Origin of the sequence: Exiguobacterium sp. s48, assembly GCF_018617395.1 — a bacterium.
Classification (GTDB): Bacteria; Bacillota; Bacilli; order Exiguobacteriales; family Exiguobacteriaceae; genus Exiguobacterium.
Genome location: NZ_JACSKC010000002.1, coordinates 151077 through 165203, shown reverse-complemented (window position 1 = coordinate 165203; position 14127 = coordinate 151077). Strand labels below are relative to the sequence as shown.

General features: G+C 45.4%; 13 protein-coding genes. 2 read left to right on the top strand and 11 right to left on the bottom strand.

The features are described 5' to 3' along the window. Window positions 1-33: 33 nt before the first annotated feature. From KNO66_RS11190 to KNO66_RS11170, 5 genes are all read right to left on the bottom strand, one after another. Window positions 34-762, bottom strand: coding sequence for a GntR family transcriptional regulator (locus KNO66_RS11190; RefSeq protein WP_214742550.1), 729 nt, complete (start codon window positions 760-762; stop codon window positions 34-36). Window positions 763-841: 79 nt separating this feature from the next. Beyond that, window positions 842-2266: a glycoside hydrolase family 1 protein gene (locus KNO66_RS11185; RefSeq protein WP_483299195.1), complete on the bottom strand. Its 1425-nt coding sequence runs from the start codon at window positions 2264-2266 to the stop codon at window positions 842-844. Window positions 2267-2303: 37 nt separating this feature from the next. Continuing rightward, complete coding sequence (gene celB / locus KNO66_RS11180; protein ID WP_214742549.1) at window positions 2304-3611, bottom strand: PTS cellobiose transporter subunit IIC; 1308 nt, start codon at window positions 3609-3611, stop codon at window positions 2304-2306. 23 nt (window positions 3612-3634) lie between these two features. Continuing rightward, the gene (locus tag KNO66_RS11175; RefSeq protein ID WP_353048568.1) at window positions 3635-3979 is read right to left on the bottom strand and encodes a PTS sugar transporter subunit IIA; all 345 of its coding nucleotides are present in this window, start codon (window positions 3977-3979) and stop codon (window positions 3635-3637) included. 5 nt (window positions 3980-3984) lie between these two features. Then, entirely contained in the window at window positions 3985-4281 is a 297-nt protein-coding gene (locus tag KNO66_RS11170; protein ID WP_015880368.1) for a PTS sugar transporter subunit IIB, read from the bottom strand. A gap of 133 nt (window positions 4282-4414) precedes the next feature. Between KNO66_RS11170 and KNO66_RS11165 the strand changes: the two genes are divergently transcribed. Together KNO66_RS11165 and KNO66_RS11160 are read left to right on the top strand one after the other, a co-directional pair. Beyond that, window positions 4415-6202 (top strand): type I phosphomannose isomerase catalytic subunit, encoded by a 1788-nt coding sequence (locus KNO66_RS11165; protein ID WP_214742547.1) that lies wholly within the window; start codon window positions 4415-4417, stop codon window positions 6200-6202. Window positions 6203-6387: 185 nt separating this feature from the next. After that, entirely contained in the window at window positions 6388-6825 is a 438-nt protein-coding gene (locus KNO66_RS11160; protein ID WP_015880366.1) for a hypothetical protein, read from the top strand. 114 nt (window positions 6826-6939) lie between these two features. Here the strand turns inward: KNO66_RS11160 and KNO66_RS11155 are convergent, their stop codons facing one another. From KNO66_RS11155 to KNO66_RS11130, 6 genes are all read right to left on the bottom strand, one after another. Beyond that, complete coding sequence (locus KNO66_RS11155) at window positions 6940-8385, bottom strand: glycoside hydrolase family 1 protein (protein ID WP_214742546.1); 1446 nt, start codon at window positions 8383-8385, stop codon at window positions 6940-6942. 16 nt (window positions 8386-8401) lie between these two features. Beyond that, window positions 8402-10252 (bottom strand): beta-glucoside-specific PTS transporter subunit IIABC, encoded by a 1851-nt coding sequence (locus tag KNO66_RS11150; RefSeq protein WP_214742545.1) that lies wholly within the window; start codon window positions 10250-10252, stop codon window positions 8402-8404. Window positions 10253-10354: 102 nt separating this feature from the next. Beyond that, entirely contained in the window at window positions 10355-11206 is an 852-nt protein-coding gene (gene licT, locus KNO66_RS11145; protein WP_214742544.1) for a BglG family transcription antiterminator LicT, read from the bottom strand. 211 nt (window positions 11207-11417) lie between these two features. Beyond that, a complete protein-coding gene (locus KNO66_RS11140; RefSeq protein ID WP_214742701.1) occupies window positions 11418-12161 on the bottom strand; it encodes an AAA family ATPase in 744 nt (247 codons plus the stop codon). Beyond that, window positions 12152-13420: a sensor histidine kinase gene (locus tag KNO66_RS11135; RefSeq protein WP_214742543.1), complete on the bottom strand. Its 1269-nt coding sequence runs from the start codon at window positions 13418-13420 to the stop codon at window positions 12152-12154. The genes KNO66_RS11140 and KNO66_RS11135 overlap by 10 nt, the downstream gene beginning before the upstream one ends. Then, on the bottom strand, window positions 13417-14067 hold the full coding sequence (locus tag KNO66_RS11130; RefSeq protein ID WP_214742542.1) for a response regulator transcription factor: 651 nt from the start codon (window positions 14065-14067) through the stop codon (window positions 13417-13419). The genes KNO66_RS11135 and KNO66_RS11130 overlap by 4 nt, the downstream gene beginning before the upstream one ends. Between the last annotated feature and the right edge of the window lie 60 nt (window positions 14068-14127).

The following is a 14127-nucleotide window of genomic DNA, read 5'->3' as shown; positions in this document are numbered from 1 at the left end:
CTCCTTACGAAAAAGTCGCCATCGCGGCGACTTTTACTTCACAATATTGACCGATGAAAACACAAATTTATCGTATCGGTGACGAGCAAACGAATACTCGAACGGTTTCCCGTTACTTAAATAGACGACTTGCTCGACTTCGATAATCGGTTCAGTGATATCATTCTTCAAGTAAGCCTGATCGTACTCATCCGGTTTATCTGCTCGAATCACTTTATGCGAGCTTGTAATCGTATAGCCTAAATCTTCTTGAATATACGCGTACACGGACTGTTCTAAAATTTCACGTGTGATTCCTGTAATGAGGTTAGCAACCATGTACGTCAATTCGATGACATACGGTTCCTCGTCTACGTAACGCACACGACGTATTTCATAGACTGGTTCTGTCAGCTCAATCATGAGATGATTGGCGACTTCCTGACTCGGAAACTTCACCTCAAAATTGAGGACTTCACTTCGTAACGAGCGATCTCCGATTACTTGAGTCAGCCCTCTCGTTTCTTTACTAATCACGTTGATACGATCTTTTTGGAAGCTCGACTGTAAAACGAATGTTCCTTTACCACGTTTACGATAGATTAGCCCTTCCATGACGAGAATCTCAAGCGCACGTTTCATCGTCATTCGGCTCACCCCAAACTCTTGGGCCAAATGGATTTCATCAGGTAATGCATGTTCTAACGGATAAACGTGTTCAATAATTCTTTTACGAATTTCATCAGCAATGGTTTCATATTTCGGTTTTTTCTTAGTAGACATATAGCACCTCATGTATAGACATATATGTACAATATATCAAAAAAAGCTGACAAAGAGTAGTCTTTGTCAGCTTACTTCATTATTCTGTAAAACCATTAGCGTCAATCAACTGTTTAAACCAGTGCCCTGATTTTTTTACAGTACGTTGTTGCGTATCTAAGTCAATACCTACAAATCCATAGCGATTTTTATAAGCATTGCTCCATGACCAATTGTCCATGAACGTCCAAAGATGATAGCCTCTCACGTTCGAACCCTCTTCAATCGCTTGATGCATCCATTTCAAATGTTCGCGAATGAAATCAATTCGATAATCGTCTTGGACACTTCCGTTCTCGTCACGATAACGCTCTTCACCCTCAACACCCATTCCATTCTCTGAAATGAAGCAAGGAATATTACCATAGTTTTCTTTTAGATTGATTAAAATATCATAGATTCCTTTTTCGTAAATTTCCCATCCACGATATGGATTCATTTTACGTCCAGGCATCTCATAAAAATCAAATAAGTTTTCCGGTAAGAATGGTGCGTCCGGATTCGGCAGTGATGCTTTTGCTTTCACGCGACGCGGCTGGTAATAGTTGATGCCAAGCAGGTCGACTGTATGTTCTCGAATGAGTTCAAGATCGTCTGTTTCCATCTGTGGCATCGCATCTTCAGACTTCAGCACTTCTACTAGTTCTTGAGGGAACGTGCCTAAAACAGATGGATCGAGGAACGAGCGATTGAACATCGCATCAGCAATACGCGCTGCGCTCAAATCAGCTGGGTGCTGGCTTCTCGGATATGAGGGTGTCAGATTTAAGATGATCCCGATTTGCCCTGATTGTCCCATGTCACGATACGCTTCGATTGCCATCGCACTCGATAAGATCGAGTGGTACGCTACTTGGACAGCTCGCTTGAAATCAACAACATTTGGATAATGAAAGTCATATAAATATCCACCCTCTACCGGTACAATCGGTTCATTATGCGTGAACCATTTCTCGACGCGGTCACCAAACAACTCAAAGCATGTCTTCGCAAAGGTGACATATGCCTCCACGACTTCCCGTGACTCCCAACCTCCTTGATCCTGAAGCGCCATCGGCATATCAAAGTGATACAGATTGATGAACGGTTCGATACCATGATCGATTAAGCAATTGATGACATTGTTATAAAATGTGACCGCCTCTTCATTTACTTCCCCGACACCTTGTGGAAAAAGACGTGACCATGAAATGGAGAAACGGAACGTATTATGTCCGAGTTCTTTCATCAATGCGATATCTTCTTCATACAAATGATAGAAGTTTGAGGCTTCTGTTGCGCTCACGCCATTGAAAAAGCGGTTCGGCTCTTGCATGTACCAGTAGTCCCAGATGTTCAATCCTTTTCCACCTTCAAAAGCAGCACCTTCCATCTGTGTAGCAGAAGAAGCCGTTCCCCACCAAAAGTCTGTCGGAAATTGATAGGTCTTTTGCTCTCTCATACGTGTTTGGGTCGGGTTCGTCATTATTTATCTCTCCCTTATTTCTATTTTCTCTATTTGTTTACACTGCTTCTTGTTGATCTGTTGATTCTTCTAATTCTTTTTTCAAATTCATTCGGTCGATAAATTTCAAGAACGGGAACCAAATCGCCAAAATGATGAAGAAGTTCACGATTTGAAGAAGACCTCCTGCAAGCGAGTTCGTCGCCATGACACCACTCAAGAACATCGGGACAGTCCATGGAACCGCGACACCCGTTGGTGGTGGGACTAAGCCTGTCGACATCGCGAAGTATGTGACCGTCACCGTCACGAGCGGTGCGACAATCCAAGGAATCATGATGAGCGGGTTCATGACGATTGGAAGTCCGAAGATGACCGGTTCGTTTACGTTAAATAGTCCAGGTCCGATGGATAGTTTCCCGATTTGTTTCAACTGTTTCGATTTCAAGAACAACAAGATGGCCACGACGACAGCAAGCGTAGATCCGGAACCACCAAGCCCTACTGTGTAAATTTCAATGAACTGTTTACTGATAATGTTCGAAACATCTCCAGTCGAGGTATAAGCCGTCAAGTTTTCCACAGATAATGTGTTCCAAATCGGGTCCATCACCGAGTTGACGATGACCTGACCGTGGAGTCCGAAGAACCAAAATAGCTGAACGAAGAAGATTGCAATCAATGTTGGAATGAGACCATTTCCTAATGTCACAAGCGGTTGCTGAACAACGTTGAAAATGACGTCATGAAGATTCGTATTGAATAAGTTCGTCACGATGATGTTGAAAGTTAAAAATACAGTCAAGGTTAATAATGCAGGAACAAGTGCTGAGAATGATTTCGCAACAGCTGGCGGTACCCCATCCGGCATCTTGATCGTCCAGTTCTTTTGAACGACAAATCGATAAATCTCACCGGACAGGAATCCTGTAATCATCGCAAGGAACATCCCTTTTGCTCCAAGGCGATCCAATGGAAGGACATTCCCGACTGCCTCTGACATGCCGTCCACTTCAATCAAGAACGGCGTTAAGAGAAGGAATGACACGAGCGAAATCGCTCCTCCGAACACAGCCTCGACTTGATAACTTTTCGATAGATAATACCCGATACCGAAGACGACAAAGATAGACATAATCCCCATCGTTGCAGATGGTGCGTTTCCGAGTGATGTTTTAAATACACTGAGTGTACTTTCGGACATGAAACGGTCGAGGAACGGCAGGTTTGCAATGACGACGATGATTGACCCAAACATGGTAATTGGGAAAGCGAGCATGAATGCATCTCGCAATACTTGTAAATAGCGACTGTTGTTTAAATAGGTCGCCATCGGCATGAGCAGTTTACTGATCATGTTGAACATTTTATTGTCCTGTGACATATGATTCACCCTTCTTGATTAGGATTTACAATCTTTTGTTCGACCATTTCGACCAAACCCGCTGTCAAATCAAGCATCGTTTGTGTAGACATTAAATGGTCCTCTGCATGAAGAAGTAATAACGAGACTTCTGTTTTTTCTCCATTCGCTTCTCTCTGAATTTGTGAAAAGTGTGTTTGATGTGCTTCTTTTAATTGTTCGCGTGCCTCGCCAATCTTTTCTTCGAACGTTTCATAAGAACTCGTTTTATACAGTTGAATCGCTTCCTGAATCGTACTTCTCGCATTGCCACTGTGCAAAATCATCATGAACGCCATTTGTTCCAAAGTTAACTCATCTACCTGTTCCACGTTGTTCACCCCATTAATTTCATGGCTTGCTCGTATGCAGCTTTTCCGTTCGCCGTGCCGTACGCCATCATATCGATTACTTCAATCGGCGTTGATGTTTGCGCTTTCAATTTATCCAATAGGAAACGCATTTGTGGACCAATCAAAATCACATCTGCCTCGTCCATCTCGGTTACAACCTGGTCTTGACCAACTGCCCAAATCTTCGCCTCATCCCCGATTGATGTGGCGTGATCCTTCATCTTCGTCACGAGTAAACTCGTCGACATCCCTGAACTACACGCTAATAAGATTTTCTTCATGTGTCCTCACTCCTTATTTGAAATCGTTTACATATTTTATTATACACATGATTTATTTCATGTCTATACTTGATTTAAACTTTGTTTAGTTTTTAAATTCATAAGTGTATATTAAACAATAGGAGGATGGAATATGAGCGCTATTCTTTTACAACCACACTATCAACACCGACTTTGGGGAGGGGAGCGTCTGAAGCGATTTGGTTTCGAATACAATGACCCTTCGATTGGTGAAGCCTGGACGGCTTCTGCATTAGAAAAAGGCAGTTCAGCAGTTGCTTCTGGACCTTACATTGGCCTTTCTTTGCATGAACTCTATCAACAACATCCAGAGTTGTTTCAAATTAGCTCGGATGTGTTTCCGCTATTAATTAAATGGATTGATGCAAACGATGATTTGTCTATTCAAGTTCATCCGAATGATTTGTTGGCAAACCGACTCGAAAATGAACCATATGGAAAAAATGAATGTTGGTACATTCTCGATGCTCCGGCAGATGCGACACTCATTTACGGTCACTCCTATACCACCTTGGAAAATTTCAACAAAGCGCTTGAAACAGGCGATTTGGAAAACGGCTTGATACGAAAACCGATTCATGCCGGTGATTTTTTCTATGTCCCAGCTGGAACGGTGCATGCGTTGACAAAAGGGGTATGCGTACTGGAAATTCAACAAAGTTCGGACACAACCTATCGTCTATACGATTACGAGCGAGTAGATGTGACGACCGGTCGTCCTCGTGAGCTTCACGTAGAGAAGGGAGTCCTCGCTTCTTTCGTCCCTCACCTTGGCTATAGCGAACCAATCCGTCAACTCGATCACTTTCGAACACGTTTGACGAAGAATCCATTCTTCTTCGTGGAAAAATGGCACGTTACAGTGAAAGAAAAGATTTCGACCGACACGTTTCGGTTACTATCTGTCGTGCAAGGAACATTAATCATTGATGAGATGGAAGTACCTACGGGAGGTACACTCCTTCTCCCGGCCAATGAGTCGTTCTTGATTGAGGGAGAAGCGACTTGTTTAGTGACTGGTGTTCCTTCCGATGAGAAGCAAGTCGTCCGAATCGGGATCGATTTAGGAGGGACGAACACTCGGATTGCGGCTGTTTCACTCAATGGTGAAGTACTAAAACAACTTACGTTTAACACGCAGCCTCACCTTCCTTTTGAAGAGGCATTACAATCTATCGAGACTGCGATTCATCAATTCAATGTTGAATTCGATATCCAGCATGTCGGGCTTGTGGCACCCGGTCCACTCGATTTGAAACAGGGAATGTTTTTAACTCCTCCAAATCTTCCGAATTGGCACAATCAAAAAATCGTTGAGCCTTTAACACAGCGTCTCGGCTATTCTGTCACCCTTGAAAACGACGCGAATGCGGCAGCTCTCGCAGAAGCCAAATTTGGGGCAGGGAAAGGATTCGATTCTGTTTTTTATGTAACAGTCAGCACAGGGATTGGTGGCGGATATGTCTATAAACATCAAGTCATTCGAGGGGCGAACGGCAGTGCCGGTGAAATCGGAAATATGATTATCCGTTCGAACGGACCAGCTCACCCTGTACTGAATCGAGGCTCTCTCGAATCACTCGCTAGTGGTACGGCGCTCATGAATCGCGCAAGCGAAAAGGGGTATACAAACGTCCCTTCGCTATTATTAGATGATGAGTACCGCCATCACTTCGTCGAGGAACTGGCCAGCGGACTAGCTAATATCATTCATACCGTCGATCCTGATGTGATTGTATTAGAGGGCGGCGTCATGATGTCGGCCTCATTATTTTGGAACGAATTACAACAAGCAGTTTCGAATAAAATGTATCCACATGCTAGTGGAAAAACGTGTCTATGCCTCACTCAATTGTCAGGAGATGCGGGCGTGATTGGCGCTGCCTTTGTCGAAGCATAATGAAATTTGAAAAACGGACGTTCATCGTGAATGTCCGTTTTTTCGTATACATAAATGAGAAATAAATCAACATTATACTTTACGAATCATTTGCGATTTCTTTTCTAGATTGAGTTAGATTCGTTTACTTTAGCGTGGTAACGTGAAATGATAATCATAACAACTCTTTAAAGCGAGGTGACGGTGTGTCTACCACAGAGCACGAACAAGCGACATCTATTTTGCATCACCTCTTTACCGCCTCTTCTTTTGTCGGAATCGATTTCGGTTCTGGCCCGAACCATCATCTTCTCTATTTCAGTCGTCAAGGACTGGAATCTTGGATCTCCATCGAGGGACCATGGCATGTCCATGCGACGCAAAGTACGTTTGACGAAGGTGAACAACTCGAACAGCTCATGCGCTTAAGACGAGAGCGCATCCATCACGTACGACTCGGTGACGAACACCCCCATCTCGAACTGGAATTTGAATCAGGTTCTCTCCTATTCATCAACGGATATCAAGAGCATTTTGAATGCTGGCAAGCGGGAGACGCACGACCACTTGGTGGAGACGCCTATCTTTTGGTCGCGATGCCGCAAGGGGAGCTCGCTGTATTTGCTGATGGGGACGACGAATGAGCACGTGGATGGAGATTCTCTTGTACATGTTGATTGCCGGGGGCGTTAGCCTTGCGATCATCTTATTGCGAAAAATCACGAAAACATGAAAAAAGGCGGCCGCGGCCGCCTTTTTCATTTGACTGATTCTTCTTCATACAAGCTTGCGCCTTGTGAACGAATCACCTCTTGATACCAGAAGAACGACTCTTTCCGTTTTCGCTCTAACGTACCGGTACCGTCGTCATGGCGATCTACATAGATGAAACCATAACGTTTGCTATACTCGCCTGTCGAGGCACTTACTAAATCGATACAACCCCAACTCGTGTACCCCATCACTTCGACTCCATCGTCGATTGCATCCATCATCCCTTTCAAGTGATCACGTAAGTAATCGATGCGATAGTGATCATGAATCGTTCCGTCCGACTCAACTTTGTCATATGCGCCTAGCCCATTCTCAACGATAAATAACGGAAGCTCATAACGCTCATATAATTTGTTTAAGATGACACGTAGTCCCGTCGGATCAATTTCCCATCCCCAGTCGCTCGCTTGTAAATATGGATTCTTCACCCCGCTCATGATATTTCCTTCCGCTTCATCCTGACCTTTTTCAGCCTTTTCAGTGCGCGACATATAGTAACTGAGTGAGAAGAAATCAACTGTATTCTCTTTCAGGATTTCAAGGTCTCCATCTTCCATATGGAGCTCAATTCCGTTATCTCGGAAGAATCGTTTCGCAAAGCTTGGATATTTCCCACGTACATGGACGTCCCCGCAGAAGAAGTTCATCATTCGTTCAGCATCGTGTGCATACCAAACATCGTCCGGGTTTGAGCTGTATGGATAAACCGGAGCTGCAATCAGCATACATCCGATTTGCATCGATGGGTCGATTTCACGGGCCGCTTTTGTCGCAAGTGCACTTGCGACCAGTTGGTGATGAAGTCCCTGGTACGTAAGTTGTAATGTGTTCTCTTCTTCTCGAACCGCAATTCCGAGACTGAGCATCGGCATGAATTGCGCTCCGTTGATTTCGTTGAACGTCAACCAGTATTTGACCTTTCCTTGATATCGTTCAAACAAGACACGACTGTATCGTTCGAAATATGTGACGAGACGGCGATCACGCCACCCTCCATAATGCTTTGCAAGATGTAAGGGCATCTCGTAGTGAGAGATGGTCACGAGTGGTTCAATGCCTTGGGCGACTAATTCATCGATGACACGATCATAAAATTGAAGTCCTTCCTCGTTCGGTTCTATTTCATCCCCATTTGGGAATATTCGTGACCACGCGATTGACATGCGGAACGTCTTGAATCCCATTTCCTTAAAGAGAGCGATATCTTCTTTATAACGATGATAGAAGTCAATTCCTTCATGGTTCGGATATGAATGTTCATCATGTAACTCAAAATCAAAGGCTGGATCATGAATAATTTTCATTCGCTGTTTCCCACCTGGCATGACGTCAGCAATCGAAAGTCCTTTTCCACCTTCTTGATAACCGCCTTCTAACTGATTGGCCGCAGTGGCCCCGCCCCATAGAAAATCACTTGATACTTGTTTCATATTGTCTCCTCCTTTGTTATACAATGACGCGCAATACGCCATGATTGGCTTCAACCACACCTGTGTAAACCGGTAAGACATCGAGATAGTGTTCGGTATTTGTCACGATAATCGGGGTGATGGTGTCATATCCCTCACGAGCGATGGCATCTATATCGAATCGGACGAGCAATTCACCTTCTGTCACTTTCTGCCCATCCGTAACGACCGTTTCAAAATACTGTCCTCTTAGCTTGACCGTATCTAATCCAATGTGAATCAATACTTCTACACCTGTATCAGATCGAAGACCGATTGCATGCTTCGATGGATAGACTGTGACGATTTCTCCATCAAACGGTGCATATACCGCACCTTCTGACGGCATAATCGCAATCCCTTTCCCCATCGCCCCGCTTGAGAACACTTCATCACGAACCGTTTCAAGCGACACGACTTCTCCTTTCAATGGAGCCGATACAGGAAAACCGACTTGTTCAGAGATTGATTGTGCGACCACTTTTTCTGTCGACTCGACCGTCGCTTCTTCTTTGTGGAAGACCATCGTCAAGACGAGCGCGACTAACGTCGCAACCGTCATTCCGATAAATGCGCCATAAAAGGCTAAATCGACTCCCGTTGGAGGAATCATGACCGGAATGCTGAAGATTCCGAGTCCTCCCATCGCATAAGCCGCCGTGCCGAACAAACCTCCTACGACACCACCAGCCGCTCCACCCACAACCCCAAACACAAATGGTTTTTTACGCGGAAGCGTCAAGCCATAGATAGCCGGTTCCGTGATTCCAAAGACACCCGCAATGGTGGAGGAAGTCCCTAAACCTTTCACTTTTGGATTTTTCGCCTTTAACGTGATTGCTAAAACAGCACCGACCTGACCAAATGTGGCCATCAACACTCCGACAACAATCGTATCCGTACCGACAACCGATAAGTTATTGATGATGATTGGCACAAGTCCCCAATGCAAACCGAACATGACGAGCACTTGCCAGAACGCACCGATGAATGCGATTGCGATGGTCGGACTTAAGTCATATAAGAATGAGTATCCGTTCGCCAACCCTTGACTCGCATACGTCGCAACCGGTCCAATTGCTAAAAACGTCAACGGGACAACGAGTAACAACGCCATCATCGGTGTTGTGAAGTTTCGTACAGCTTCATGCGTATGACGGTTAAAGAATGTTTCGACTTTTGAAGAAACGTATGTCGCCAAGATAATCGGAATGACCGAAGACGCATAACTCATCAAGACGACTGGTACATTGAGAAACGTTAATGACTCACCTGCTCCTTGAATCGCGACAATCGAAGGATAAACGAGCGCGCCACCGATAATCATCCCAATATACGGATTCCCACCAAATTTCTTCGCAGCTGAATGCCCCAAAATCACGGGGAGGAAGTAAAATAGCGCGTCTGCTGCGGCGTTTAAGACGACATACGTCCCCATCTCTTGCGTTAATAATCCGAGCGCGACGAGAATCGCAAGCAATCCTTTCAACAAACCACTACCTGCCATCGGTCCGAGGATTGGCGTAAAGATTCCGGCAATCACGTCAATCAGTCGGTTAAACACCCCTGTTTTTTCTTCATCGTCGGTCGAAGATGTCTGGAAACCACCAACGTCAACAACCTCTTTGTAGACGTACGGTACATTGTTTCCGATGACGACTTGAAACTGTCCGCCACTTTGAACGACCGTGATGATGCCATCTTGTTCCTTCAGCGTAGTCGCATTAGCCTTTGATTCATCTTTTAATTTGAAACGTAATCGTGTCGCACAGTGAAAGACGCTTTTAACGTTCTCCTTGCCACCGACATGTTGCACAATCGTTTCTGCCAGTTGTTTGTATTGGTCCATTTTGTTCACTCCTCATCATTTTGAATAAAAAGAAAAACCTAAATCACCACACAACAGGTTGTGTAGTCATTTAGGTTTGGCCTGCATCATCAGTAACCATCCTTAGGATCGTCGTTCTTTCATTAAGTTTTCGATGTGAATCATCATGTATAATCGTTCGTCCATCGACACGTCATAACGATATTTCGTCGCGATCAATCCAGCGATTTTTTCGACGCATTCAAACGCTTCCGGATATCGCTGTTTTACCATGAGAAATAAGGTTTCGTCACCCGTGGACTTGACCTTTTCTCCCGACGCGAGGCGCTGCACAAAATATTTTAAGTGGGTCAGGAATCGAGAATAGGCGTATGATTCTTCGTCCAATTCAATTTGAAAATGATACGTAATAATCGTTAAAATGGCTTGGGTAGCCCTTGTCATTTCCGTGACGAGATGCAAGTTTTCGGCTTTGACACCCGACATTGTCGCATTGACGAGGTGTAAGGCGATCGCAACGGCCTCGTCCTCATCTAACGTGACCTCATGTTGCTCATTAATCAGTTTCACTGCTTCTTTTCCAATGGCGAACTCTGGCGCATAAAACCGTTTCACTTCCCAAACGAGAGGATTTCGAATCTGGATTCCATCCCGATACCGACTGAGTGCAAAATGAAGGTGATCCGCTAGTGTCACATAGAGCGAATCATGGATTGGTTGATTCAATCGTTGTTCGGCCAACTTGACAATCTGTTTCACGGTCTCCATCTCAGCTGTCGGCATTTCATTTAAAAAGTGCACGAAACGTTCATAACTCTCTTTACTCTCGAGCGTAAAGATTTTTTCGATTCGCGTCTGATCAATCGCATCGCCCGGTCGTTTTTGAAACGCAATTCCACGTCCCATCACGACTTGTTCTTGACCGTTCGCATCAATCGCTACAACGTTATTATTGAACACTTTTGAAATCTGCATGGTCTCCTCACCTCACTCTCATTCCACTGAACTGAAAAGAAAAAAACCTAAATTCACACCAGTATCCAATATGGAGTCGTGGCGTCAATTTAGGTTTTGCCTGCATCACCAGTAACAATCCCAAAGTGGATTTTCTTCTTTTCGATATAAGCATACTCCCTAGAAATCTTGACGTCAACACAAAAAGTAAACCGCTTACATCGTGACCGTTTTACTCTTCAAATAAGATTCGCTGCATCCGCTCTGGCGCATCCAAATAGTCTCGCATCACACGTACATGTTCGAGGTCGTCAAACGACGTCGGAGTAAGTCCCGTCTCCACTTGTAAAATCATCGCACCTGGATACGACATCAAGATCGGTGAGTGGCTCGCGATGATGAATTGACTGCCGGACTGGACAAGTTCATGCATGCGTGCGAGCATCGTCAGTTGACGCATCGGTGACAATGCGGCCTCCGGCTCATCTAAAATATAAAGACCTGACCCACGGAATCGATGCAACATGAGGGAAAGAAACGCTTCCCCGTGAGACTGTTCGTGAAGGGAACGTCCTCCGTATGCTTCATAGAACCGCTCCATGTCAGGTCCAAGTTTCGCCATCTCATCTACGTAACTCGACAACTGATATGCCGTCTCCGCACGTAAGAAAAATCCGTCTTTCGGACGATACGGTCCTCGAATCGGGCGTAGCGCTTCATACAAAGAACTATGCGTTGACTCCGTTTCGAATTGGAAGGAAGGTGCTCCGCCTTCTGGGTTGAATCCAGCCGCGACCGCCATCCCCTCAATCAACGTCGACTTTCCACTCCCGTTCTCTCCAACGAGAAACGTGACCGGATGATGAAACGTCAGTTCATCGAGTGTCTGAAAGATGGGTAACGAGTACGGATAACCCGTTGATTGGATGCGGTCTTTCTCTAACCGCACCCCTCGTAAAAATAAAGTCATGTCCATCCGATCCAAAACGTCGCCCCCTTATCTGAATCGACTCCATATGAAAGTCCTTGTGCATCAAGAAGTAGTTTCGTGATGGCGAGACCTAAACCATGTCCGTTAGAGCGGTCCCCTTTCACATACATACCCCAAATGGAAGATTGGACGGCAGGGTCAATCCCTTCCCCTTCGTCTATCACGTCTAGTCGATTCGGTGTCAGTTTGATGGTAATGCGTCCCCCAATCGGGCTCGCCTCATACGCATTTCTCAAGAAGTTCGAAAGAACCCGTTCCATCGCTAGTCGATCGGCTTGTATCGTCACAGGTTCTAATTGTAAATCGAGCGTCACGTCTTTTTGTCGGAACCACTCGGACATGCGTGGCGTCAATCGACGAACCAATTCATCGAGTTGAATCGATTCCATTTCAAGCGGAATGGAACCTGCGGACAATTTGGAGTATTCAAGCATCTGATTGACGAGTCGGTCGATTCGGTCGACTTCCTCGGTAATACTTTTTCCGGTCGCTTCAATCTCTTTGTCGTTTACAACGCCAAGCTCTAATAGTTCCGCCTCATTTCGAACGATGGCGAGCGGTGTACGCACATCATGCGTCACGCCAGAGATGAACGATTTTTGAAGCGCTTCTTTTTCTTGAAGTGATGCGTTCATTTGTCCGATGGTAACAGTCAAATCCCCAATCTCATCGTTCGTCACATTCGGTAGAGTGATGTCGTGTCGTCCCTCCATAATTGATGCGGTCGCTTGTTTCAACTCGACGAGCGGTCGCGTGAGTCGACGACTCATCCAAAACGTGACAGCGATGGCGACCAGCAGGGCCAGAATAAATCCGCCCGCTAAGATGAGGTAGATTTGTTGGAATTGTGGATTCGAGAACGGAACGGGGCTATAGGTCACAATTTGAATGTCCCCTTCTTCTTGTAAATATGTCAAAAAGCGAGTTCCGTTCACACTCACTTCATCTTGAATCGCTAAATCATTCGGATTAAGGGTGACGAGCGGCATGCGATGCATCCGTCCACCTCGTTCGAACTCAATACGCTGCCCGTTTTGGAATATCAGCACGTCAAGCTGCCCCGGGATTCCACGCCCCTCTTGAATGGCTTCATACACAATCGCCGCCTCTCGCTCCAATTGTGTGTATGTTTCCTCTTCTGCGAAACGTCCGATTAAGAGAGAGGTGAGACCAAATGTTAAAAGGGCCATCACGGCAAGCGGTAGAATGGCCGTCCAAAGTAACTTCTTCATTAATCGATTCATGACAGTCCCTCTAATCGATAACCGACCCGGTGAACTGTCTTCAGCCGCTCTTTTAATGTTGGTGATTTATCACGCAATTGTTTAATATGCGTGTCGACCGTACGTGTATCTCCGACAAATGCGTAATCCCACACATCATCGAGCAAACGGTTTCGGTCTAACGCCTCCCCGACATGCTTCCAAAGATATAACAGCAATTCATACTCCTTGTTCGTCAAACGAAGAGGATGACCATTTTCTTGCACCATTCTCGATTTGATGTCGATGGTGAGTGCGCCGAACTGAATCACATCTATCTGTTTGACGAGACGCTTTAACCGAATCTCCAACTCTTTCAGGACGATCGGTTTGACCAAGTAGTCATCCGCTCCAAGTTCCAATCCAAATACACGATCATCTGCCTCACCACGAGCCGTCGTCAGGATAATTGCAGGAGCAGGCTGTTGCGCTTTTAACGTTGGAATCAAGGTCCATCCTTCTCCATCAGGAAGACGGACGTCGAGTAAAACTGCATCAAAGCGCTGGTGTAACTGTCGCTTCGCTTCTCCAAGGGTCATCGCCACGGTCACATCAAACCCTGCATATGTTAAAAAGCGGGACATGCCGTCCGCAAGTTTCTGTTCATCTTCCACAACGAGTATGTTCATCTCATATCGCCTCCACATCCATTATATCGTACCCATCAATCGTCCCACCGTTTCCCAAAG